At 68.3% G+C, this 24799-nt stretch carries 20 protein-coding genes; 14 read left to right on the top strand and 6 right to left on the bottom strand.

The features are described 5' to 3' along the window. Positions 1–127: 127 nt before the first annotated feature. The 3 genes from ACT6QK_RS00365 to ACT6QK_RS00355 are packed head-to-tail and all read right to left on the bottom strand — an operon-like array spanning position 128 to position 6019. Entirely contained in the window at positions 128–1567 is a 1440-nt protein-coding gene (locus ACT6QK_RS00365) for an efflux transporter outer membrane subunit (protein ID WP_444595837.1), read from the bottom strand. Next, on the bottom strand, positions 1567–4809 hold the full coding sequence (locus tag ACT6QK_RS00360) for an efflux RND transporter permease subunit (protein WP_444595836.1): 3243 nt from the start codon (positions 4807–4809) through the stop codon (positions 1567–1569). The genes ACT6QK_RS00365 and ACT6QK_RS00360 overlap by 1 nt, the downstream gene beginning before the upstream one ends. A gap of 4 nt (positions 4810–4813) precedes the next feature. After that, positions 4814–6019 carry an efflux RND transporter periplasmic adaptor subunit gene (locus ACT6QK_RS00355; protein WP_444595835.1) on the bottom strand — a complete coding sequence of 402 codons (1206 nt, stop codon included), beginning with the start codon at positions 6017–6019 and terminating at the stop codon, positions 4814–4816. 159 nt (positions 6020–6178) lie between these two features. Between ACT6QK_RS00355 and ACT6QK_RS00350 the strand changes: the two genes are divergently transcribed. The 10 genes from ACT6QK_RS00350 (at position 6179) to ACT6QK_RS00305 (ending at position 17589) form a co-directional block, all read left to right on the top strand. After that, positions 6179–6745, top strand: a complete 567-nt coding sequence (locus tag ACT6QK_RS00350; RefSeq protein ID WP_444595834.1) for a TetR/AcrR family transcriptional regulator — start codon at positions 6179–6181, stop codon at positions 6743–6745. 502 nt (positions 6746–7247) lie between these two features. Then, complete coding sequence (ilvD, locus tag ACT6QK_RS00345; RefSeq protein ID WP_444595833.1) at positions 7248–9008, top strand: dihydroxy-acid dehydratase; 1761 nt, start codon at positions 7248–7250, stop codon at positions 9006–9008. Positions 9009–9011: 3 nt separating this feature from the next. Continuing rightward, on the top strand, positions 9012–10019 hold the full coding sequence (ilvC, locus tag ACT6QK_RS00340) for a ketol-acid reductoisomerase (RefSeq protein ID WP_444595832.1): 1008 nt from the start codon (positions 9012–9014) through the stop codon (positions 10017–10019). 26 nt (positions 10020–10045) lie between these two features. Continuing rightward, positions 10046–11773 carry an acetolactate synthase 2 catalytic subunit gene (ilvG, locus tag ACT6QK_RS00335; RefSeq protein ID WP_444595831.1) on the top strand — a complete coding sequence of 576 codons (1728 nt, stop codon included), beginning with the start codon at positions 10046–10048 and terminating at the stop codon, positions 11771–11773. Then, on the top strand, positions 11773–12027 hold the full coding sequence (locus tag ACT6QK_RS00330; protein WP_444595830.1) for an ACT domain-containing protein: 255 nt from the start codon (positions 11773–11775) through the stop codon (positions 12025–12027). Before ilvG ends, ACT6QK_RS00330 begins: the two co-directional genes overlap by 1 nt. Then, the gene (gene leuC / locus ACT6QK_RS00325) at positions 12027–13463 is read left to right on the top strand and encodes a 3-isopropylmalate dehydratase large subunit (RefSeq protein ID WP_444595829.1); all 1437 of its coding nucleotides are present in this window, start codon (positions 12027–12029) and stop codon (positions 13461–13463) included. Before ACT6QK_RS00330 ends, leuC begins: the two co-directional genes overlap by 1 nt. Next, a complete protein-coding gene (gene leuD, locus ACT6QK_RS00320; RefSeq protein WP_444595828.1) occupies positions 13456–14061 on the top strand; it encodes a 3-isopropylmalate dehydratase small subunit in 606 nt (201 codons plus the stop codon). The genes leuC and leuD overlap by 8 nt, the downstream gene beginning before the upstream one ends. After that, entirely contained in the window at positions 14061–15164 is a 1104-nt protein-coding gene (leuB, locus tag ACT6QK_RS00315) for a 3-isopropylmalate dehydrogenase (protein ID WP_444595827.1), read from the top strand. The genes leuD and leuB overlap by 1 nt, the downstream gene beginning before the upstream one ends. A gap of 374 nt (positions 15165–15538) precedes the next feature. Beyond that, positions 15539–16822 carry an ammonium transporter gene (locus ACT6QK_RS00310; protein WP_444595826.1) on the top strand — a complete coding sequence of 428 codons (1284 nt, stop codon included), beginning with the start codon at positions 15539–15541 and terminating at the stop codon, positions 16820–16822. A gap of 83 nt (positions 16823–16905) precedes the next feature. Further along, a complete protein-coding gene (locus tag ACT6QK_RS00305; RefSeq protein ID WP_444595825.1) occupies positions 16906–17589 on the top strand; it encodes a TorF family putative porin in 684 nt (227 codons plus the stop codon). A gap of 111 nt (positions 17590–17700) precedes the next feature. Here ACT6QK_RS00305 and ACT6QK_RS00300 read toward each other — a convergent pair whose 3' ends face one another. From ACT6QK_RS00300 to ACT6QK_RS00290, 3 genes are read right to left on the bottom strand one after another with little or no spacing between them, the layout of a single operon-like run. Next, positions 17701–18336 (bottom strand): DUF1190 domain-containing protein, encoded by a 636-nt coding sequence (locus ACT6QK_RS00300; protein WP_444595824.1) that lies wholly within the window; start codon positions 18334–18336, stop codon positions 17701–17703. Positions 18337–18340: 4 nt separating this feature from the next. Further along, a complete protein-coding gene (locus ACT6QK_RS00295; protein WP_444595823.1) occupies positions 18341–18691 on the bottom strand; it encodes a DUF350 domain-containing protein in 351 nt (116 codons plus the stop codon). A 46-nt stretch (positions 18692–18737) separates the two neighbouring features. After that, entirely contained in the window at positions 18738–19400 is a 663-nt protein-coding gene (locus ACT6QK_RS00290) for a YjfK family protein (protein WP_444595822.1), read from the bottom strand. Positions 19401–19530: 130 nt separating this feature from the next. Between ACT6QK_RS00290 and ACT6QK_RS00285 the strand changes: the two genes are divergently transcribed. The 4 genes from ACT6QK_RS00285 (at position 19531) to bglX (ending at position 24794) form a co-directional block, all read left to right on the top strand. Next, positions 19531–20205, top strand: coding sequence for a YjfI family protein (locus ACT6QK_RS00285; RefSeq protein WP_444595821.1), 675 nt, complete (start codon positions 19531–19533; stop codon positions 20203–20205). 15 nt (positions 20206–20220) lie between these two features. Next, positions 20221–20961, top strand: a complete 741-nt coding sequence (locus tag ACT6QK_RS00280) for a PspA/IM30 family protein (protein ID WP_444595820.1) — start codon at positions 20221–20223, stop codon at positions 20959–20961. Between the two features lie 153 nt (positions 20962–21114). After that, a complete protein-coding gene (locus ACT6QK_RS00275; RefSeq protein ID WP_444595819.1) occupies positions 21115–22308 on the top strand; it encodes a glutathionylspermidine synthase family protein in 1194 nt (397 codons plus the stop codon). A 140-nt stretch (positions 22309–22448) separates the two neighbouring features. Further along, the gene (gene bglX / locus ACT6QK_RS00270) at positions 22449–24794 is read left to right on the top strand and encodes a beta-glucosidase BglX (protein WP_444595818.1); all 2346 of its coding nucleotides are present in this window, start codon (positions 22449–22451) and stop codon (positions 24792–24794) included. Positions 24795–24799: the final 5 nt, after the last annotated feature.

The raw sequence follows: 24799 nt of genomic DNA, 5'->3' as shown, positions 1-24799 counted from the left end.
TGGGGAGGGACGGGCGAGGCGCAGCGCAGCCCAGGGTGGGGAAGTGCAAAGTCACTGCGCGTCCCGGACTTCCCCACCCGGATCGCTACGCGATCGTCCCTCCCTATGAAGGGGAGGGAGAACGGGATCAGCCTTGTTCAACCCAGCCGCCCGCCAAGGCCTTGAACAGGGCGATCTGATAGGTGGTGACCAGGGCGTCCGACGAGGCCAGGGCCGCATCCGCCGACGCCAGGGTCCGTTCGGCGTCCAGCACCGCCAGGAAGCTGTCCGCGCCCGCGTTGAAGCGCAGCCGCGACAGCTGGGCCGCCCGCGCCGCCTCGTCCCGCGCCTCGGTCAGGGCCGTGCGGCGGTCCAGCTCGTTGGCGTAGGCCGACAGGGCTGTCTCGGTCTCCTGAAGCGCCGTCAGCACCGTCTGGTCGAAGGTGGCCAGGGCCGCCTCCGACAGGGCGCCGGTCTGGGCGATGCGGGCCCGCGCCACGGCGATGTTGGGGAAGGACCAGGAGATCAGCGGGCCGAAGCTGAAACGGATATTGCCGTCATCCGACAGCTCCCCCGCCTCCAGCGCCGTCGAGCCGATCGAACCGCCCAGGCTGATGGTCGGGAACAGGGACGCCGTCGCGACATTCACCCGCGCGGCCGCGGCGGCCAGATTGCGCTCGGCCTGACGCACGTCGGGACGACGGGCCAGAAGCGCCGCGCCGTCGCCGACCGGGATCGGCTGGCTGAGTTGCGGCGGACGCGCGCACCGACGCGCGGCTTCCGAGGCCTCCGCCGGGGTGCGCCCGGTCAGTGTGGACAGGCGGAACAAGGCCGCGTCGCGCTGGGCCGTCAGGCTGGGCAGGCTGGCCCGGGTCGAGGCCAGGGCCGAACGGGCCCGCGCCACGTCCAGACCGGTGCCCGCCCCGCCGTCCAGCAGGGTCTGCGTCAGCCGAGCCGTGTCGGCCTGCAACTCGATGGTCCGCTCAGCGACGGAGATCTGGGCATTGGCCGAACAGGCGTCGGCATAGGCCCGCGTCGTCTCGGCCGCGACCGTGACACGGACGATGTCCAGGGCGGCGGCGGCGGCGTCCGCATCGGCGCGGGCGGCCCGGATCGCTGACCCGACCCGACCGAACAGGTCGATCTCATAGGAGACGTCCAGCCCGGCGGAATAGGTATCGACCTCGTCCTGAGTCGCGCCGTTGGAGCCCGGCACGGTCGAGGCCGAGGCCCGGCTGCGCTGGGCCGAGGCCGACAGGTTGGTCGTCGGCAAACGTCCCGCCCGGCTTTCGGACAGGGAGGCCCGCACGGCCCGGAGGTTGGCGTCCGCCGCCTCGAGTTCGTTGTTCTCGGCGAAGGCCTGACCGATCAGTTGGTCGAGGACCGGGTCGTTGTAGAGCCTCCACCAGTCGTCGCGTGCGGCGGCGGTGGTGACCGCGCCGGACGTAGCGGCAGAAGCCGCCCCGACCAGCGCGCCGGTTCCGGCCGTCGGCAGGACCGGTTCGGGCGCTTTCGGCCCGACGGCGCAGGCCGACAGGAGGGCGGCGGCCGAAACCACCGTCACGAGGGAGAGATTACGAACGGACATCAGGCGTCTCCCGTCCGGACCGCGGGGGCGAGCCCGTCGTCGGCCGACGAAAAGGTGGTGGGCGCGGGCGGGGTCTTCTTGGGCTCATGCGGAATGCGCGAGGCCAGGCCGCGGCAGATTACATAGAAGACCGGCGTGAAGATCAGTCCGAAGACCGTCACCCCGATCATGCCGAAGAAGACGGCGGCCCCCAGCGAACGCCGCATCTCGGCGCCGGGCCCTTCGGCCAGGACCAGAGGCAGCACGCCCAGGATGAAGGCGAAGGAGGTCATCAGGATCGGACGCAGACGGGTGCGCGCGGCCTGAACGGCGGCGTCCCAGCGATTAAGCCCCTGTTCCTCCTCGCCCTGTTTGGCGAACTCGACGATCAGGATGGCGTTCTTCGCGGCTAGGGCCACCAGCACCACCAGCCCGACCTGGACCAGGATGTTGTTGTCCAGCCCCAGGGCGTTGACCCCCAGCATGGCCGCCAGCACGCACATCGGCACGATCAGGATGACCGCCAGAGGCAGGGTGAAGGCCTCGTATTGTGCGGCCAGCACCAGGAAGACCAGCAGCACCGACATGGCGAAGATGATCCCTGCACCGCCGGACGCCGACTTCTCCTGCAGCGCCAGACCGGTCCATTCATAGGAGAAGCCCTGCGGCAGGACCTGGCCCGCCATCTGCTCCATACCCGCGATGGCCTGACCCGACGACACCCCGGGCGCCCCCTGCCCCTGCAATTCCGCTGCGGGGAAGAGGTTGTAGCGCACCACCCGCGCCGGACCGGAATCCTGGCGCAGATTGGCCACCGAACCGATGGGCACCATGGCGCCGGTGCTGGAGGGCACCTTCAGATTGGCGATGTCGGCCATGTCGTCGCGATAGGCGGGCTCGGCCTGGGCGGTTACCCGGAAGGTGCGGCCCAAGAGGTTGAAGTCGTTGATGTAGGACGACCCCAGATAGATGCCGAGGGTGTCGAACACCGCCGAAGGCTGGACCCCCATCATCAGGGCCCGGTCACGATCGACATCGGCCGCGATGCGAGGCGATCCGGTGTTGTAGATCGAGAACACCTGCTGGAACTCGGTCGGCTTCTGCGCGGCCGCCCCCATCATGGCGAAGGTGGCCCCTTCCAGCGCCTTATAGCCGGCGCCGGAACGGTCCTGGATCATCATGTTGAAGCCGTTGCCGTTGCCCAGACCCTGAACGGCAGGCGGGGCGATGACGAAGATGGAGGCGTCCTCGATGCCGCCGGTGGCCTGGGTGATGGCCCCGGCCAGAGCCGTGGCCGCCTGTTCCTTGGTGCGGTCCTCGAAGGCGTCCAGCCGCACGAACAGGGTTGCGGCGTTGGAGCCGAACGAGAAGCTGGAGCCGTCCAGGCCCGCGAAGGCCACGGTGCCGTCGACGCCCTCGGTCTTCTGGATGATCTCGCGGGCGCGCTGCATGACCGCGTCCGTCCGTTCCAGAGAGGCGCCGGCCGGAAGCTGGACGACGCCGATCAGGAAGCCCTGATCCTGTTCAGGGATGAAGCCTGCGGGGGTATCCACCAGGCGCCAGGCCGTCATGGCCAGCAGTCCGGCATAGACCACCAGCATCAGCACCACGAGGCGCACCAGCTTGGCGGTCAGACGACCATAGCGGTCCGACAGCCAGTCGAAGCCTTCGTTGAACTTGCGTCCGGCCCAGCCGACGTAGTGGAAGGCGGTCCCGATGGGGCCCTTCTTGCGGGCGTGCTCATCGTGTTCTTTGTGCGGCTTCAGCAGCAGGGCGGCCATGGCCGGGGACAGGGTCAGGGAGACGAACAGGGAGATCACCGCCGCCGCCGCGATGGTCACGGCGAACTGGCGATAGAAGATGCCCGGAATGCCCGGCACGAACATGGTCGGCACGAACACGGCCACCAGCACCAGACCGATGGCGATCAGGGCGCCCGACACCTCCTGCATGGACCTGTAGGCGGCTTCGCGGGGACTGAGCCCCTCGCGGATGTAGCGTTCGACGTTCTCCACCACGACGATGGCGTCATCGACCACGATGCCCACGGCCAGAACCAGGGCGAACAGCGACAGGGAGTTGATCGAATAGCCGAGCGCCAGCTGGACCGCGAAGGTGCCGACCAGGGCGATCGGGATGGCCACGATGGGAATGATGGCCGCGCGCCAGGTCTGCAGGAAGACCATGACGACCAGAACCACCAGGAAGATGGCCTCGACCAGGGTGTGCTGAACCGACTCCACCGAGGCGGCGACGAACTCGGTCGGATTGTAGGGGACCGAGATCGCCATGCCCGGGGGCAGTTCGGCCTTGATCGCCTCGACCTCGGCCAGAACCCGCTCGGCGGTGCCGAGGGCGTTGGCGCCGGGCTGTTGCACGATGGCGATGCCGACGCCGCGCTGGCCGTCGAAATAGCCGCGAATGCCATAGTCCTGGGCGCCCAGCTCCACGCGGGCGATGTCGCCCACGCGGGTGACCCGACCCTCGGCGTCGGTCTTGATGACGACCTGGGCGAACTGTTGGGGATCCGTCAGACGGCCCTGGACCTGGACAGGCTGGGCGAAGGCGGCCGAGTTGGTGGCGAAGGGCGGCTGGCCGATCGAACCGGCCGCGGCCTGGACGTTTTGGGCCTGGAGGGCGGCCACGATCTGGCTGGCCGAGAGGCCGCGCGCTGCGGCCTTGGCCGGGTCGATCCAGATCCGCATGGCGTAGTTGCCGCCGCCGAAGACGTTGACCGTCCCCACCCCGTCGATCCGCAGCAGGCGGTCGCGCAGGGTCGAGGTGGCGTAGTTGCCGACATAGTCGTTATCCAGCTGCCCGCCCGGAGAGGTCAGGCCCAGGATCATCAGGAAGCCGGTCTCGGCCTTGTTGACCGTGACCCCCACCTGCCGCACGGCGGCGGGCAGGCGCGGTTCGGCCAGGGCGACGCGGTTCTGGACCAGCACCTGGGCCGAATCCAGATCCGTGCCCGGCTGGAAGGTGACGGTGATCGCCACCGCCCCGTCCGAAGTCGAGGACGAGGTGATGTAGAGCATCCCCTCCACCCCGTTGACTTCCTGCTCGATCGGCGCGGCGACGGTCTCGGCCAGGGTCTCGGCCGAGGCGCCCGCATAGGCGGTGTTGATGGTGATCGTGGGCGGGGCGATCTCCGGATACTGCGACAGGGGCAGCAGCGGATAGGCGAACACCCCGATCAGGGTGATGAACACCGCCAGCACGGCCGCGAAGATCGGCCGGTCAATGAAGAAACGAGAGATGTTCATGGGTTCAGTCGCCGCTGCTCAGGGCGCCGGCCGAGGTCGCGGTCGCCGCGGGCGTGGAATAGGTGACGGGCGCGCTGGCCGGCTGCGGCGTGCGGGTGATGGTGCCGTTGACGGGCTTCACCTTCTGGCCGGGCATCTGCACGCGCTGCGCGCCATTGATGATGATGCGGTCCCGGGCCGTGACGCCCGAGCGGATCACGCGCAGACCGTCGACGAGCGGCCCGAGCTCCACCGCCTTGGGCGTGACCGTGCCGTCGGCGGCGACGACCGAGACCGTCCGGCGTGGGCCGTCGGTGCCGATGGCCGAATCGGGGACCAGCAGGGCGTCATAGGCGCCGGCGCCGGCGACGCGAGCCTGACCGAACATGCCGGGCTTCAGGAAGCCGTCGCCGTTCGGCACCACAGCGCGCAGACGGATCGTGCCCGAGGCGCTGTCGATGGCGTTGTCGGTGAAGTCGAGGGTCGCCGTCCGGGTGAAGTCGCTCTCGTCCTGCAGACGGATGCGGACGGGCGCGGCGGCGCCGGCGCGGACCTGACGCTGATACTTCAGCAGGGTCGCTTCCGACCCTTCGAAGACGAAGTAGATCGGCGCAGACGAAACGATGGTGGTCAGGACGTCGCCGGCCGAGGAGCCGCCGCCGACCAGGTTGCCCGGATCGACGCGGCGATCCGAAACCCGGCCCGAAACCGGGGCGGTGACGCGGGTGAACTCCAGATCCAGCTGGCGTGCGCGAACCGAGGCCTGGGCCGCGGCGACATTGGCCTCGGCGGTTTTCAGGGCGCCGGTGTTGGCGTCGACCTCGGCCTGACTGACCGCCTGCGAGGCCAGCAGACCCTGCGAACGGGTCAGGTTGGCGCGGGCCAGGGTCACCTGGGCCTCGGCCTGGGCCAGAGCCGCGCGGGCCGAGGCCAGCTGGGCCTGGGCCGGACGCGGGTCCAGGGTGAACAGCAGCTGGCCGCGCGAGACGAAATCGCCGTCACGGAAGTGGACCGACTGGACATAGCCGCCGACGCGGGCGCGGACGTCCACGCTCTGGGTCGCCTCGAACCGGCCGGTGAAGTCGTCCCAGTCGACGACCCGCTCGGCCAGGGGACTGGCCACCGTGACTGGAGGCGCCGGCGGCGGACCCTGGGCCTCGCCCTTGCCGGAACAGCCGTAGAGACCGCCCACCACGACGGCGGACAGAACGAGGGTCTTCAGCCTGCGCATGCGGGCGTCTCCAGAATCGGGAATTGCATTTCGACCTGCGCGGACGGGGAGGACACGCGCAGGTCAACGATTGATGACATGAACCCGGCCGTGACGCTTGTCAACAGGCGATGACATAGCCATAAGGGGCGTGGGGGAATTATTGGAGTACCAAGGCCTATGCTGGCGCCCTGCCAAAGACCGCGCAACGCGGCGGCGACACGGGAAGCGATTCTCAAGGCGGCGAACCGTCGATTTTCGGCCGAGAGCTATGATCAGGTCGGCATGCGCGACGTGGCGCGCGACGTCGGCGTCGATCCGGCCCTGATCTCCCGCTACTTCGGATCCAAGGAGGATCTGTTCGTCTCGGTGCTCGAGGACTGCGGCAACGGCTCGTCCATCACCGAAGGCCCGCGCGAGACCTTCGGCGAGCGCATCGCCCACGACCTGGTCTACGGGCCCAAGAAGGAGGGCAAGCTGGAGTGGCTGCTCATCATGCTGCGCTCCATCGCCTCGCCCAAGGCCGCCGAGATCGTTCAGCGCAACAGCCGCGAGCGCTTCTACCAACCCTTCACCGACTGGGTCGGAGGCCCTGACGCCGAGATCAAGGCCCGTCTGGCCGGCGGCATGATGATGGGGCTGGCGATCAGCCGCGACATCACCGGCGGCTTCGGCATGACGCCGGAACAGTGCGACCAGATGTGCAAACGCTTGGCGGCCACGCTTCAGTCCCTGATCGACGACTGACCGGTTCGGCCATTGACTTCAAAAAGGCGTTGATGATGCGTGAATCCATCATTTAGGCGGGTGAAATTTCCCGCAACGCAGCATCGAACAAGATTATCACCTGATTTGGCGTCATTTTAGGTTTTCTATTGCATCATTTGGTGTAAAAACCCCGGCTGGTTGGAATATTTATCCGTCCGGGCGCTTGTGCGGCTCCGAGCCTTGGGTCTATATGCCCGGGCAATCAGGAGCGGGCCGTGCCGCAAGCCTATCGTCATAACCACCGGAAGCCGTCGGCCGTCGCCGTCGCGGCGGTCCGCGAGCGAAGCCCGGCGGCGCCCGTCGCGGCCCGGACCACCCTTATTGTCAGCGTACTTCTCACCCTCCTCGCCCAGGCGGGATGGATGCCGCTGACCTGACAAACACCCCAGGTTCGAACGCACCCACCCGCTCCCCTCCGGAAGCGGGTTTTTTCTTGCACCCGAAATCCAGCCTCCCCCGACCGATCTGAAGAGCCTCAATAGTGACCGACGAAGCGTCCCCATCCTCGAACGATCCCGGCCCGGCCAATCGCCGCAGCCGCACGATCACCGCCGGCCCGAACCGGGCGGCGGCGCGCTCTTATTTGCGCGCGGCGGGGATGCAGGACGCGGATTTCGACAAGCCCATGATCGGCATCGTCAACACCTGGTCGACCGTCACCCCCTGCAACATGCATCTGGACCGTCTGGCCAAGGACGTGCGGGCGGGCATCGTTGCGGCGGGCGGCTGGCCGGTCGACTTCAACACCATCGTCGTCACCGACGGCATCTCCATGGGCTCGCCGGGCATGAAGGCCTCGCTGATCTCGCGTGAGGTCGTGGCCGATTCGATCGAGCTGGCGATCGAGGGCCACCAGCTGGACGGCGTCGTCTGCATCGTCGGCTGCGACAAGACCATCCCCGCCGCAGCCATGGCCCTGGCCCGGATGGATATTCCCGGCCTGGTCTATTACGGCGGCACCATCCTGCCCGGCGTCCTGCCCACGGCCCAGGGCGACAGGGAGGTCTCGGTTCAGGAGGTCTTCGAGGCCATCGGCGCCCACTCGGCCGGAACCCTGGACGACGCCGGTCTGAAGGCGGTCGAGAGCGCGGTCTGCCCCGGCGCCGGCGCCTGCGGCGGCCAGTTCACCGCCAACACCATGGCCATGGCCCTGTCGGTCATGGGCATCTCCCCCATGGGCGCCAATGACGTCCCCGCCGTCGATCCGGCCAAGGGCGCGGAAGGGCTGCGCTGCGGCCGCCTGATCGTCGAACGCACCCTGGCCGGCGACAACGCCCGGAAATACATCACCCGCGACAGCCTGAAGAACGCCGCCGTCGCCGTCTCGGCCTCGGGCGGCTCGACCAACGCCGTGATGCACCTGACCGCCATCGCGGCCGAGGCGGGCGTCGATTTCGGCGTCGAGGACTGCCATCAGGCCTGTGTCGAGGCGCCGGTCATCTGCGACCTGAAGCCCGGCGGCCGCTTCCTGGCCTCGCATCTCTATGCCTCCGGCGGCACCCGTCTGGTCACCCAGCGCATGGCCGAGGCGGGCAAGATCGTCGACGCCCCCACCGTCACCGGCCGCAGCCTGTTCGCCGAAGCCGCCGAGGCCGAGGAGGCCCCCGGCCAGATCGTCGTCACGACCTTCGACGCCCCGGTCATGGCGCGCGGCTCCTACGCCGTCATCTACGGCGATGTGGCGCCCGAAGGCGCCGTCATCAAGCTGACCGGCCACAAGGTCGATCGCTTCGAGGGCCCGGCCTGCGTCTTCGATTCCGAGGAGGACGCCTTCCACGCCGTTCAGGACGGCTCCGTCGGCGAAGGCGACGTCATCATCATCCGCTACGAAGGCCCGAAAGGCGGCCCCGGCATGCGCGAGATGCTGCAGGTCACCGCCGCCCTGAAGGGCCGCAAGATCGAGAACGTCGCCCTGCTGACCGACGGCCGCTTCTCGGGCGCCTCCTATGGCTTCGTCGCCGGCCACGTTTCTCCGGAAGCAGCGGCGGGCGGCCCCGTCGCCCTGATCCGCGACGGCGACCGCATCACCATCGACGTCACCAACCGCCGCATCGACGTGGACGCCGATCTGGCCGCCCGTCGCCCCGGCCATGTGGCCCCGGCGCTGAAGCCGGCCACGGGCGTCTTCGCCAAATACCGCGCCTCGGTGGCTTCCGCCGCCCAGGGCGCCGTCACCATCCCCAACCCTCCCCCGGCCCAGACCCCTGCGTCTGTCGCCGCCAAAGCTCACGAGAAGGCCTGACCCATGCAGATCTACACCAATGACGACATCCGTCCCGGCGCCATCGCCGGCCAGCGCATCGCCATCATCGGCTATGGGTCGCAGGGCCGGGCCCACGCCCAGAACCTGCGCGACTCCGGCCACGACGTCGTCGCCGGCGTCCGCGAGGGCGGCAAGGGCTGGAAGCACGCCCAGGCCGATGGCATCCCGACCGCCGAGCCGGCCGAAGCCGTCAAGGGCGCCGACATCATCGCCATCCTGACGCCCGACATGGCCCAAGCTGAGGTCTACAAGACCGTCATCGAACCCAACGCCAAACAGGGCTCGGCCCTGCTGTTCGCCCACGGCTTCTCGATCATCTATGGCCGCATCGTCCCGCGCGAGGACATGGACGTCATCCTGGTCGCCCCCAAGGGCCCCGGCGACCTGGTCCGCCGCGAGTTCCAGCGCGGCCGTGGCGTCCCCAGCCTGTTCGCCATCGAAAAGGACGTCACCGGCAAGGCCCGCGACCGGGCCATGGGCTATGCGAAAGGCAACGGCGGCGCGACCGGCGGCCTCTTGGAAACCTCTTTCCGCGAAGAGACCGAGACCGATCTGTTCGGCGAACAGGCCGTCCTGTGCGGCGGGGCCAAGGAACTGGTCATCTCGGGCTTCAACACCCTGGTCGACGCCGGCTACCAGCCCGAGATCGCCTATTTCGAATGCCTGCACGAGCTGAAGCTGATCGTGGACCTCTTCTACGAAGGCGGCATCACCAAGATGAACGAGTTCATCTCCGAGACCGCCAAATGGGGCTCGGTCGTCTCCGGCCCGCGCGTCATCAACAACGAAACCCGTGCCCGCATGAAGGATATCCTGACGGAGATCCAGGACGGCACCTTCGCCCGCGAATGGATCGCCGAGAACGAAGCCGGCAAGGGCGCCTATGACGCACTGGTCAAGGCCGACAGCGACCAGCCCATCGAGGCCGTCGGCGCCTCCCTGCGCGAACGGATGGCCTGGCTGCAGGCTCCGAAATCCGAAGCCGCCTGAGCCCGGATCGAACCAGAGCAAGCATGATGAGCGCCGCCGCCACCGCATTGAAACCCGCCGCCGAAGCCGCCGCCCGTTCGGGCGCGCGTCTGGTGGTCTCCACGCTTGAAAAGCTGGGGGTCGAGGTGCTGTTCGGTTACCCCGGCGGCGCCATCATGCCGATCTACGACGCCCTGGCCGGGTCGTCGCTGCGCCATTACCTGTGCCGCCATGAACAGGGCGCGGCTTTCGCCGCCGACAGCTACGCCCGCGTCTCGGGCAAGGTCGGGGTCTGCATGGCCACCTCGGGCCCCGGCGCCACCAACCTGGTCACCGGCATCGCCAACGCCATGCTGGACTCGGTGCCCATGGTCTGCATCACCGGCAATGTCGCCCAGGGCGTCATGGGGATGGACGCCTTCCAGGAGGTCGACATCCTGGGCGTCACCCTGCCGATCGTGAAACACTCCTATCTGGTCCGCCGCGCGTCCGATATTCCGGCCGTCATCGAGGAGGCCTTCCACCTGGCCCGCTCGGGCCGTCCGGGTCCGGTCCTGATCGACCTGCCCAAGGACGTCCAGTTCGAGCTGACGACCGAGGTCCGCGCCTTCCACGTCCCCAACGATCAGGTCGTCGCCGACAGCGCGATCATCGCCGAGGCCGAGGCCGCCATCCGCGCGGCGAAAAAGCCCGTCCTCTACATCGGCGGCGGCGCCAAGATCTCGGGCGCCGTCGAGGCCGTGCGCGACTTCGCCCGCATCACCGGCATCCCCCAGGTCTCGACCCTGAACGCCCTGGGCACCATCCCGTCGGGTCAGGACAACTACCTGGGCATGCTGGGCATGCACGGCACCCCGGCCTCCAACGAGGCGGTTCAGGAGAGCGACCTGCTGATCGTCGTCGGCGCCCGGTTCGACGACCGCGCCACCGGCAAGCTGGCCGAGTTCGCCCCCCACGCCGGCGTCATCCATTTCGATATCGACCCGTCCGAGATCGGCAAGCTGCGTCCGGTGGCGGTCGGCGTCGCCGGCGACCTGAAGCCCAATCTGGAGGCCCTGAACCGCCGCCTGGCGCAGGGCGCCCCGATCGAGGTCTCGGACTGGGCCGACCGCTGGCGCGCCCGCACGGCGGCGACGACCGTCAGCTACGACGCCCCCGGCGACAAGGTCTACGCCCCCGCCCTGCTGAACCAGCTGTCGAAGATGGCCGGGCCGAACTTCATCGCCGCCTGCGACGTCGGCCAGCATCAGCTGTGGGTCGCCCAGCACTGTGACTTCGCCCGGCCCGAGGCCCACATCACCTCAGGCGGTCTGGGCTCGATGGGCTTCGGCCTGCCCGCGGGCATCGGCGCCAAGCTGGCCGAGCCCGACGCCTGCGTCGTCACCGTCACCGGCGACGGCGGGGTGATGATGAACATCCAGGAGCTGGCCACAGTCAACCGCTTCGGGATCCCGCTGAAGATCATCATCCTGGACAACTCGCGTCTGGGCATGGTCCGCCAGTGGCAGGAGTTCTTCTTCGAGCGGAACTTCTCCGAGGTCGATCTGTCGGACAACCCCGACTTCGTGAAGGTCGCCGAGGCCTTCGGCATCGAGGCCTTCCGGATCGACCGCCGCGATCAGGTCACCCCCGGTCTGGAGCGGCTGCTGAACACCCCCGGGCCGATCCTCGCCCATGTGATCATCGACCCCGCCGAAAACGTCTGGCCGCTTGTGCCGCCGGGCAAGAACAACGCCGAAATGATGCACGCCGCCACCCACGAAGGAGACCTGTGATGACCGACACCGTCCACATCCTGATCGACCGGGCCGACGGCTCGCTTCAGCGTCTGATCGGCCTGGTGGAACGTCGCGGCTTCCACATCGACGGCATCGACATGGGCGACGAGGGCGCGCTGCGCCGCATCTCGCTGAAGGTGCGCGGCCATGACGTCGGCCGTTCGATCGACAATCTGGGCCTGCAGATCGACCGCCTGGTCGGGGCGCGCCGGATCTCGAACGACGCCGCCTTTCGCTCCGAGGCCGCCTGATGAGTGACGGCGTATCGGACAAACCCCGTCCGAAAACCCTCTATGAAAAGGTCTGGGAACGTCACCTCGCGGTGGACGAGACCGAGGCCACGCCCGCCGTTCTCTATATCGACCTGCATCTGGTCCATGAGGTCACCAGCCCCCAGGCCTTCAGCGAGATCGAGGCGCGGGGCCTGAAGGTCCGCCGCCCCGACCGCACCTTCGCCACCCTGGACCACTCGACCCCCACCCTGCCCGCGATCGACGGCGAGCGCCCCTATGTCTCGGCCGAGGCGAAGAACCAGGTCGCGACCCTGGAGGCCAACTGCGCCCGCCACGGCGTCGAGCTGGCCGGCTGGGGCTCGGACCAGCGCGGCGTCGTCCACGTCATGGGGCCGGAGCAGGGCCTGACCCAGCCGGGCATGACCGTGGTCTGCGGCGACAGCCACACCGCCACGCATGGAGCCTTCGGGGCCCTGGCCTTCGGCATCGGCACGTCCGAAGTCGGCCATGTGCTGGCAACCCAATGCCTGTTGCAGCGCCGGGCGAAGACCCTGCGCGTGACCGTCGACGGACAGCTTCAGCCCGGCGTTTCCGGCAAGGACGTCGCCCTGGCCGTCATCGCCGCGATCGGCTTCGGCGGCGGCACCGGCCATGTCATCGAATACGCCGGCGAGGCCGTCCGTTCGCTCGACATTGAAGGGCGGATGACCCTGTGCAACATGTCCATCGAGGCGGGCGCCCGGGCGGGCATGATCGCGCCGGACGAAAAGACCGTCGAATGGCTGCGCGGCCGCCGCTATGTGCCGCAAGGCGCGGCCTACGAGGCCGCCGCCGCCGACTGGCTGACCCTGGCCACCGATCCCGGCGCCGTCTTCGACACCGAGGTCCGGCTGGACGGCGCGGCCATCCGACCCATGGCCACCTGGGGCACCACGCCCGACGCGGGCGCCCCGATCGGCGAGGCCGTGCCCCAGCCGCAGAGCGACAACGACCGCAAGGCCCTGGCCTATATGGGCTTCACGCCCGGCGAGGCGACGACGACACAGCCGGTGGACGTCGTCTTCATCGGCTCCTGCACCAACGGCCGCCTGCCCGACCTGCGCGCCGCCGCCGAGGTGCTGCGCGGCCGCCGGGTCAAGCCGGGCGTGCGGATGCTGGTCGTCCCGGGCTCGGAAGCCGTCCGCCGCGACGCTGAGGCCGAAGGTCTGGATCAGGTCTTCATCGCCGCCGGGGCCGAATGGCGCCTGCCCGGCTGCTCCATGTGCATCGCCATGAACGGCGACGTCGTCGGGCCGGGCCAGCTGGCCGTCTCGACCTCCAACCGCAATTTCGAGGGCCGTCAGGGCAAGGGCGCCCGCACCATCCTGGCCAGCCCCGCCACGGCCGCCGCCTCGGCGGTCGCCGGCGTCCTGACCGACCCGCGCGTCTTCCTGAAGGAGGCGGCCCATGTCTGATACCGCCCACCCCGAACCGTTCACGGTCCTGACCTCAAAGACCGTAATCCTGAGCCAGTCGAACATCGACACCGACCAGATCATCCCGGCCCGCTTCCTGACCACCACCACCCGCGACGGGCTGGGCAAGGCGGCCTTCTACGACTGGCGCTATGAGGCCGACGGCTCGGTCAAGCCCGAGGCCATCCTGAACCGCATCGACCCGACCGAGCACCGCATCCTGCTGGCCGGGCGCAACTTCGGCTGCGGCTCGTCGCGCGAGCACGCCCCCTGGGCCTTGGCCGACTACGGCTTCCGCGCCGTGATCTCGACCGAGATCGCCGACATCTTCACCTCCAACGCCCTCAAGAACGGCGTCCTGCCCATCGTGGTGGATCAGGCCGTCTGGGAGGACCTCGCCGCCCAGCCCGACCAGCCCGTGACCGTGGACCTGGAGGCTAACGAGATCCGGCGCGGCAACGCCCACCCGGTCCCGTTCAAGGTCGAGGCTTTCGCCCGCCAATGTCTGCTGGACGGCGTGGACACGCTCGGCTGGCTGCAATCCAAACTGCCTGACATCGAAGCCTTCGAGGCTTCCAGAGAATCGGAACCCGCCTGATGGTCGATCCCCGCACCTACAACATCGTCCTGCTGCCCGGCGACGGCGTCGGCCCGGAGGTCACCTCGGCGGCCAAGTCGGTGCTCCAGTGCATCGGGGATTTCTACGGCCATCGGTTCGAGTTTTCCGAACACCTGATCGGCGGCGCCGGCATCGACGCGGTGGGCGATCCCCTGCCGCCCGAAACCACCGAGGCCTGTCTGGCCGCCGACGCCGTTCTGCTCGGCGCGGTGGGCGGGCCCAAATGGGACGGCGGCGCCCGTCGCCCTGAGGAGGGCTTGCTGTCGATCCGCAAGGCCATGGGCTTGTTCGCCAACCTGCGCCCCCTGCAGGTCTCGCCGGTTCTGGCCCACCGTTCGCCGCTGAAGAAGGAGATCGTCGAGGGCGTCGATCTGATCGTCTTCCGCGAACTGACCGGCGGCGTCTATTTCGGCGACAAGGGCCGCAAGGAGGACGGCTCGGCCTATGACGTCTGTTCCTATTCGGTCGAGGAGATCGAGCGCATCGCCCGCGCCGGGTTCAAGACCGCCCTGCAGCGCCGCGGCAAGGTGGTTTCGGTCGACAAGGCCAACGTCATGGAAACCAGCCGCCTGTGGCGCGAGGTCGTGACCCGCATCCACGCCGAGGAGTTCCCGCAGGTCGAGCTGAAGCACGCCCTGGTCGATTCCATGGCCATGCACCTGATCCAGAAACCGCGCGACTATGACGTCATCCTGACCGAGAACATGTTCGGCGACATCCTGTCGGATGAAATCTCGGTGCTGGGCGGCTCCATCGGCCTGTTGCCGTCGGCGTCTCTGGGGTCGGGCGGCCCGGGCCTGTTCGAGCCGATCCACGGTTCGGCGCCCGACATCGCCGGTCAGGACCTGGCCAATCCGGCGGGCGCCATCCTGTCGGCCGCCATGCTGCTGCGCCACGGCCTGGGTTTGGACGATGAAGCCTCGTCGATCGAGGCCGCCGTCGCCGCCGTCCTGGCCGCCGGCGCCACAACCGCCGACCTGGGCGGGGAACTGGGCACGCGTGCGGCCGCAGGCGCCATCATCGACGCCATCCGCGCCATCCACTGGGCGGCGGCGCATCGCGTGCAGATGCACTGGGGCTAAAGCCCCCTCCTCATCGGAATCGGCATGCCTCCTACTGGGGGTGTGGCGCCGGACTGCGGCCGCGAGGACACGATTTTTGCGCGAAAGGCCAAGCTTTTCATCGCGCCGTGATTTTGCGCTCGCGAAAATGTGATTTTATCCAGAGATCACGGATTCCGGTCATTAATGCCTTAAGACCTTGGTCATGAAGGCAACAGAGGCATGAAAATTGCGCCGTTCCCGGTGCAGACCCCTTGCATATCGCAAAAGCGTGATGGCTAGTTCGCATCTGCGAGATCGCATGAGGGGATAACATGTCACAGCTAATGAAACGCGTAACACCACGAGCGGGGGCTCTTGGCGCTCTGGCGCTCGGCGCGCTGACCGCAGGCCTTATGGTCGCCGGCGCAGCCTCGGCCCAGGACGCGGCTCCGGCCCTGCTCGGCCACCAGGCCGCCTTGGAGCTCGACGCCGCCGGCACGGCCTGGCTCGGCACCTCCACCGCCCTGGTCCTGCTGATGACCCTGCCGGGTCTGGCCCTCTTCTACGGCGGCATGGTCCGCCGCAAGAACGTCATCGCCACCATCACCCAGTCGGTCGGCGTCTTCGCCGTCGTGTCTTTGGTCTGGTTCATCGCCGGCTACTCCATCGCCTTCGGCAAGAACCCCTCCGAGGGGCTCCAGCCCTACGTCGGCAGCCTGGAGATGCTCTTCCTCAACGGCGTGAACCTGCAGACGGCCAACAGCCTGCTGCCGGGCATCCCCGAGTTCCTGTTCATCTCCTTCCAGATGACCTTCGCCATCATCACCCCGGCCCTGATCACCGGCGCCTTCGCCGAGCGGTTCAAGTATTCGGCCCTGCTGCTGTTCACGGCCCTGTGGTCCTTGCTGGTCTATGCGCCGATCTGTCACTGGGTCTGGGGCGGCGGCTTCCTCGGCTCGGCGGGCGTGCTCGACTTCGCCGGCGGCGCGGTCGTTCACGTCAACTCGGGCGTCGCGGGCCTGGTCTGCGCCCTCGTCCTCGGCCGTCGCAAGGGTTACGGCACCGACGCCATCACGGCCCACAACCCCGTCCTGACCATGATCGGCGCCTCCCTGCTGCTGGTCGGCTGGATCGGGTTCAACGCCGGTTCGGCGGGCGCCGCCAATGAATTGATGGGCGTGGCCCTGCTCAACACCGTCCTGGCCGCCGCCGCCGCCGCCCTGACCTGGAAGCTGATCGAGGTCATCGAGAAGAAGAAGGTCTCCCTGATCGGCATGCTGTCCGGCATCGTCGCCGGTCTGGTCGCCATCACCCCGGCCGCCGGCTTCGTCGATCCCAAGGGCGCCGTCCTGATCGGCCTGATCGCCGGCCCGGTCTGCTACGCCTCCTCGGTCTGGATCAAGAAGCTGCTGCGCTACGACGACAGCCTGGACGCCTTCGGCATCCACGGCGCGGGCGGCCTGATCGGCGCCCTGCTGACCGGCGTCTTCGCCACCACGGCGATCAACAGCCTGTCCGAAGGCGCCAACATCGGCGCCCAGGCCATCGGCCTGATCTGGACCATCGTCTACAGCGCCGTCGGCACCCTGGTGATCCTGATGATCTGCAAGTTCACCACCGGCCTGCGCGTGTCGGAGGCGGAAGAGGCCGAAGGTCTCGACACCGTCCTGCACGGCGAAGCCCTCGACCACTCATGACCCACCACCGCCGGGCGCGTCTCCTCCCTCGCGCCCGGCGTCTCTCTCCCACCACCCACAAAAACAATCATCGGGGACATCCAATGAAACTCACCACCGCCTGCGCGGCCGCCGCCCTGGCCCTCGGCCTCTCCGCCGCCGCCTCGGCCGCCTCGGCTCAGGACGTCGACGTCAGCCTCAACGCCGCCGTCACCTCCGACTATGTCTTCCGCGGCTTCAGCCAGAGCTCAGAGAACGCCGCCATCCAGGGCGGCGTCGACGTGACCATCGGCAGCTTCTACGCCGGCGCCTGGGCCTCGACCGTGGACTTCGGCGACAACACCAATGCCGAAATCGACGTCTACGGCGGCTTCCGGGGCGAGGCCGCCGGCTGGGCCTGGGACGGCGGCATCGTCTTCTACGGATACGCGCCCGGCGCGAACTCCGACTATGACTATGTGGAGCTGAAAGGCGCCGTCTCGCGCGCCATCGGCCCGGTCACGGCCGGCGCCGCCGTCTACTTCTCGCCCGACTTCTTCGGCGTGGACGACGAGGCGACCTATTATGAGGTCAACGCCGCCTTCACCCCGATCGAGAAGCTCAGCGTTTCGGGCGCCGTCGGTCAGCAGCTGCTGAACGTCTCGGACGACTATGTGACCTGGAACCTCGGCGCGACCTACGCTCTGGACGACGGCCTCGGCCTGGACGTCCGTTATCACGACACGGATATTGACGGCGTGCCGGGCGCCGCCGACCGGTTCGTCGTGACCCTCAAGGCCACCTTCTAGGGCCAGATACTGTTTCGGCGCCGTTCCTCCCGGATCGGCGCCGACTTCAAGGAAACGCCGCCCGTGGTGTGAGACACGGGCGGCGTTTTCAATTCCGGTCGGGCGAGGCGATCAGCCGCCGTAGCCGCGCCCGCCGCCGCCGAAGCCGCCGCGCGACACCACTGTGGTCCGGCTCTGCACCCGACTCGGCGCCTGACGGGTCGCCGGGACGTCGTCACGTCCCCGGGCCACGGTCCGGCCGGTGCGGTAGTCCCGGCCCAGATAGCCGCCGTAGCCGTTGGAGTACTGGCCGTCGCGATCGCGATACAGGGGACCGCCGCCACGATAGCCGCCGCCGTTCAGCATCTGGCCGATGATGAAGCCGGTCAGCAGGGGGGTGAAGAAGGAGCCGCCGCCGTTTCCGTTGCTGTTCGGCTGGCACTGGGACGGACCCCACTGGCCTTCGCACTCTTCCCGCGTCGCATAGCGGGGCGCGGTCTTTTCGGCCTCGGCGCGGGCGTTGGCGTAGCCGGCGTCGCATTCCGCGTCGGGAATGTCGTTGGCCGTCTTGCACTCGTCCAGCGAGGTATAGGCCAGGGAGGGCGGGGCCTCGGGGGCGGCCACCTGGGGCGAGCCGCAGGCGGACATCGAAAAGGCGGCCGTGGCCATCAGTCCCGTGACGTGCAGGACGCGCGATCGCTTCATCCGTCGCATCGTCGTCGATTGCGGCAGGTCGGCGGCGGACGTTTTCGGCTTGGTGTCGGTCATCGGATCAGGCCGTCATGCAGGCGGCGTTCAACAGGCCGGCGCAGATCGAGATCGCCCCCAGATAGAGAGCCGGCGCCATCTCGCCCGCCTCGATCCGCGTCTTCAGATCCCGCAGCAGCAATCGGCTGACCACCAGGAAGACCAGAATCTGGATGCCGCCGGCCAGCAGGGCCCAGGCCGCGAACTCCGCCAGGGTCACCGCCGCCGCCGTGTTCCCGGCCCGGATCAGAGTGTGCTCGTGATAGGGGGTGATCCACTGATAGATCAGCTTGAAGGCGATGGTGAAGGCGCCCGCCGCCGCGAAGGCGATCAGGAAGGCCGTGGCCCCGTGCTGAAATCCGTCCAGATCGAACATTCTCGTCTCCTCCCCTGCGCCTCGACGCGGACTGTAGTGAACGCCCTCAGGCGCTGAACTCGGCCATTTCCAGCGGAATGCCGACCATGATCTCGTGCGTCGTCTCGCCCGTCTTCCCGGAGGCGTCCTGCGGCTGCATCTCCAGCGCCAGCATCAGCTCGCGCCCGCCCGCCAGATCCCGCGCATAGAGCATGCAGGTCTGGAAAATCTTCGACCAGGGCATCGTCGCGGCCCGGTCGTCCCAGACCGTCTCCCACAGAGTGACCGGCGGCTGGACCGCGTCGCTCTCGGCGAACCAGTAGCGCGGATAGTCGGGCAGCTCCTCGGCCGCGCCGTGGAACACCGGGTCCGACAGCCGGTCGCGCCAGATGCGCCGCTCCCGCTCGCCGGGCGGATAGGCCGAGGTCCAGGGCACGAACAGGCTGAAGTCATAGCTCTCGCGCCCCTCGGCGTCGTCGCTCATGGCCTGCAGCATGACATGGTCGTCGGTATAGAAACGATGCACATGCTGGCCGCTGTCGAGCGCGATCGATCCCTGGGCCGAGATGTTCAATACGTCGCGATCCAGGCTGAACACCGTCTCCTCGCCCAGCCGGCGCCAGGCCAGCGGATCCAGCGACACGGTGCGGCCGATGGTGATGTTGCGCACCTCCGCCAGCCGGTTGGCCGCCGGGGCCGGGTCGTTGCCACCAAACAGACGCTTGAACATGGCCCTTATCTAGCCCTTGCCCGCGTGGTGCGCGAGCCGCCGTCCGCAATATGTCGCATCCTGCGCATAGGCTGAACTTCACACGCCGCTTGCAGGCGGTCAAGAGTTCATGTTACGCGTTACATGTAACATGGCGCAGGACGACGACATCCCGCCTTCTCCCGGCTCGGACCGTATCCGGGCCTGGCGAAAGGCCCGCCGCGAGGCCGGCATGGTCAAGCTCGAGCTCTGGGTGCCCCAGGCCGTGCGCGACGATGTCCGCGCCGCCGTCCGCGCCATCGTCACCGACTCGACGCGCGGACCCACACTTGCCGCCCGCCCGCGCCGCCCCACTTCACAAGCCATCACCCCCGGAGAGACCCATCAGATGGACGCCGTGATCGAAACCCCCTGGACCGTGCCCGCCATTCGCGACGCGCTGGACGCCTCGAGCCTGACGCGGGAAGGCGAACTGACCCTGCGCGTAATCGAAGGCGCCGATCCCGTCCTGTTGGCGACCATGCACGAATACGGCGACCTGCCCATCTATCTGTCTGTGGGCGGCGCCCAGATCGTCTGTTCGGTCCTGCTCTGGCCGGTGGCCGAGCAGGCCGACCCGGCCGCCTTCAATGAGTTCCTGCTCAAGGCCCAGCGGGTCGTGCCCCTGTCCAACTTCGCCATCACCACCGTCGGCGATCAGGACGTCTATGAGCTGATGGGCGAGCTCTCGTCCAAGACGACCCTCCAGACTATTCTCATCGAACTGCGGACCCTGGCCGAGAACGCCATCGAGGCCACCGCCCTTCGTGAAACCTTCGCCGCCTGATCGGAGACCTCAGACATGTCCATGCTCGCCAAACTCTCCGCCCTGTTCCGCGGCACCGCCCATGAGGCCGGCCAGTCCCTGGTCGACGCCAATGCGCTGAAGATCCTCGATCAGGAAATCCGCGACGCCGACACCGCCCAGGGCAAGGCCCGCGACGACCTCGCCGGCCTGGTCGCCCGCCGTCGCATGGCGGAAAACGAGATGCAGAGCTTCGGCGACCAGATCGCCAAATATGAATCCTCGGCCCGCTCGGCCCTGTCCCAGGGCAAGACCGATCTGGCTCGCGAGGTCGCCCAGCGCATCGCCGAGCTGGAGACCGAGATCGGCACGCGCGGCCCGCTGATCGAGGGCATGAAACAGGCCGAGGCCCGCCTGCGTCAGGCCATCGCCGCCACCGACCAGAAGATCGAGACGCTCAAGCGCGAGGTCGACATCGTCAAGGTCAACGATTCCGTCCAGCGCGCCCAGACCTCGGTCGCCCTCCAGTCCCAGGGCGCTCATTCCCGCATCGGCTCCGCCGCCGACAGCCTTGCCCGCATCAAGCAGAAACAGGCCGTGCAGGAAGAGAAGCTGCGCGTCGGTCAGGAACTCGAGGACCGTCGCACCGGCGCCGACCTCGACGCCAAGCTCAAGGAGGCCGGCATCCTGCCCGGTCATTCCTCCGCCGACGACATCCTGGCCCGCCTCTCGGCGCCGAACACCACCATCGTCGCCCCGCAGATCGAACAGAAGTCCGCCGACAAGGACCCGGCGTAAGGCCACTCGTATTCTTCCCCCGTTGGGGGAGGTGGCGCGGCGCTTCTTTAGCGCCGTGACGGAGGGGGCCTGATCCAGACACGGCGTGCGCGGTTGGCCCCCTCCACCGCTACGCGGTCCCCCTCCCCCGGTGGGGGAGGAATGTAGGCGACCATGGAACGCATCACCCTCGACCCTCGCCCCGACTGGAACGAAACCGCCGAACGCCTCGGCTTCACCTGGCGCCATGTCTCCGGCGAGGTTTACTGGGACGAGACCGCCGCCTACGCCTTCACCCTTGAGGAGATCGAGGAGGGTGTCGAGGCGCCGACCGCCGAGCTTCAGGACCTCTGCCTGGCGCTCGTCGATGAGGTGGTCCAGTCCGAACGGCTGATGGAGACGCTCGAAATCCCCGAGCCCATGCGCGACTATGTGGCCGACAGCTGGAAGCGGAACGACCCCAGCCTCTACGGCCGGTTCGACCTCGCCTATGACGGCGCCCAGGAGGGATCGCGCGGTCCGGCCAAGCTCTACGAATACAACGCCGACACCCCCACCAGCGTCTATGAGACCGGCGCCTTCCAGTGGCTGTGGCTCGAGCAACAGATCGCCGCGGGCGTCCTGCCGCCCGACGCCGACCAGTTCAACAGCCTGCACGAGGCCCTGGTCGAGCGGTTCCGCGCCATCTTCCCGGCCAGTGAGGCCGGCGAGCGCGGCTTCGTCCACTTCTCGTCCGACCCGGACTTCGTCGAAGACCGCCAGACCGTCCGCTATCTGGAAGACCTGGCCCAGCAGGCCGGGCTCGATCCCCAGTTCGTGGCCCTCGCCGACATCGGGCTGAACGCCGACGGCCGGTTCGTGGATCACGAGAACTTCCTCATCAACGCCCTTTTCAAACTCTATCCGTGGGAAGAGATGCTGCGCGACGACTATGCCCGGCCCCTGCCCGACGCCGGGGTCACGGTCCTGGAGCCGGCGTGGAAATCGATCCTGTCCAACAAGGGGATCCTGCCCCTGCTGTGGGAGCGTCACGCGGGCCATCCCAACCTGCTGGAAACCTATTTCGACGACGACCCGGCCGCCGCCGCCCTCGGCGCCTCCTACGTTCGCAAGCCCCTGTTCTCGCGCGAGGGGGCCAACGTCGAGCTGACCCTGGACGGCGCGGCCCAGCCCGTCCTCGACGGCGGCTACGGCGGGGGCCGCCACATCCGTCAGGCCCTGCACGCCCCGGCGGTGTTCGGCGGCAACCACGTCATCATCGGTTCCTGGCTGGTCGGGAACGAACCGGCGGGCATCGGCCTGCGCGAGGATTCTGGGCCCATCACCCTCAACACCTCACGCTTTGTGCCGCACTTCATCCACGGCTGACCCAGGCCAAATGGCTGGGCGAAATCTGAGCCGCGTCGGACGACGATCGTCGCGACCGATTTCGCCTGAGGTGCGGCTTTTCGTCGGGCGGCGGATTGCCAGTCTGGCGTAACCGGTTACATTCCGACTAGAAGTTCGTCATGATGATCGCCTCGACCGCCGCCATGACCTATGCAGTCCCCCAGATGTCTCGCCGGTCCGCCATGTCCAAGCTCGCCACCCTCGCCGCCCTTGGGGCCGGACTGTTCTCGGTCCCGTCGAAAGCGAAGGCCCAGACCCAGGGACCGACCCCGCCTGCGGGCCTAGATCACGCCGGCCACATCGAATGGCTGATCGGCCAGATGACCCTGGTGGAGAAGGCAGGCCAGCTGAACCTGCTGGGCGATCCGTTCCGCTTCCGGCCCCAGAACGTCAATCCGCTGGACGGTCAGGGCGACCCCGCGCGCGTCACCCGGATGATCCGCTCCGGCGAGGTCGGCGCCCTGTTCAACGGCGTCGGCGCCGAGGCCGGTCGTCGTGTCCAGCGCATCGCGGTCGAGGAAACCCGGCTGAAGATCCCGCTGCTTTTCGCGGCCGACATCATCCACGGCCTCTACACCGTCTTCCCGGTGCCCTTGGCCGAGGCCGCCGCCTTCGACGCCGACCTGGCCCGCCGCACCGCCCGCGCCGCCGCGCTTGAGGGCGCCGTTTCCGGCATCCACCAGAACTACGCCCCCATGATCGACGTGGCCCGTGACCAGCGCTGGGGCCGGGTGGTCGAGGGCGCGGGCGAGGACGTCCTGCTCAACCAGATCCTGGCCGAGGCCCGGGTGCGCGGCATCCAGGGCGACCACGGCCTGAACCATCCCGACGCCCTCGTCGCCACGCCCAAGCATTTCATCGCCTATTCGGCGGCCCAGGGCGGGATGGACTACAACACTACCGACATGTCCGAGGCGACCCTGCGGGGCGTCTTCCTGCCGCCGTTCCAGACGGCGCTGGACGCTGGGGCGATGTCGGTGATGAGCGCCTTCAACGACCTGAACGGCGTGCCCACCTCCGGCAATCATCACATGCTGACCGAGGTCCTGCGCGGCGAGATGGGCTTCGCCGGCTTCGTCGTCTCCGACTATACGTCCGAACAGGAGCTGATCGCCCACGGCTTCGCCGAGGACGGCCGTGACGCCGCCCGGATCGCCATGCTGGCGGGCGTGGACATGAGCATGGTCTCGGGCCTCTACCTCCAGCACCTGCCGGGTCTGGTCGAAAGCGGCGCCGTCCCCCTCGCCCGGCTCGACGAGGCCGTGCGCCGCGTCCTGACCGTCAAGGCCGCACTCGGCCTTTTCGACGATCCCTATCGCGGCATGGACCCGGTGCGGGAAAAGGCCGTCTGCGGCTCCCGCGCCCACTACGACCTCGCCCGTGAGGCCGGCGCCAAGTCCATCGTCCTCTTGAAGAACGACGGCGACCTCCTGCCGCTGAAGCGAGAGGGCCAGAAGATCGCCCTCATCGGTCCCTTCGCCGACGACGTCGACAATGTCTTCGGCCCCTGGACCATCTGGGGCGACGAGAAGCACCGCATCTCGCTGGAGACCGGCTTCCGCGCCGCCATGGCCGATCCGCAAGGGCTCAGCATCACGCGCGGCTCCGACATCGAGGGCCCGCTGTCGGGCGGCATCGACGCGGCGGTCGCAGCCGCCGAACGCGCCGACATCGTCGTCCTGGCCATCGGCGAGGGCTCGCGCATGTCGGGCGAGGCCCAGTCCCGCACCGAGATCACCCTGCCCGCCGCCCAGCAGGCCCTGGTCGAGGCCGTCGCCGCGACCGGCAAGCCCGTCGTCATCCTGCTGCGCAACGGCCGGGCCCTGGAGCTGTCCGGCGCCGTCAAGGACGCCCCGGCCATCGTCGTCACCTGGTTTCTCGGCTCGGAAATGGGCCACAGCGTCGCCGACGTCCTGTTCGGCTCCCATTCGCCGTCCGGTCGCCTGCCGGTCAGCTTCCCGCACAAATCGGGCCAGCAGCCCTTCACCTACGACCACAAGACTACGGGCCGCCCCGCCGATCCGAACAAGGCGGTCGAGGAATATACGGCCCGCTATCGCGAGACGACCAACACCGCCCTCTATCCCTTCGGCCACGGCCTGACCTACGGCCGGATCGCCTATTCGGCCCCGACCCTGTCGTCGGACGTCATGCCGTGGAACGAGGCGATCGAGGTCTCGGTCAACATCACCAATGCCGGGTCCGTCGATGTCGTCGAGACGGTCCAGCTCTATATTCGCGACCGGGTCGCCAGCCTGACCCAGCCGGGCCAGCGCCTGCGCGATTTCCGCAAGGTCCCGATCAAGGCGGGCGAAACCGTCACGGTCAGCTTCGGTCTGAAACGCAGCCAGCTGGAGTTCATCGGCTCGGCCGGAACGCCCACCGTCGAACCGGGCGCCTTCGACCTCTGGCTGACCCCCTCGGCCCAGACCGGAACGCCGGTGCGGTTCACCCTGGCGCGATAGGCGGC

Origin of the sequence: Brevundimonas sp. (assembly GCF_052436175.1) — a bacterium.
In the GTDB taxonomy this organism is placed as follows: Bacteria; Pseudomonadota; Alphaproteobacteria; order Caulobacterales; family Caulobacteraceae; genus Brevundimonas.
Note: the sequence above shows the minus strand (reverse complement) of the source record. Positions and strands in the feature narration are given on the sequence as shown.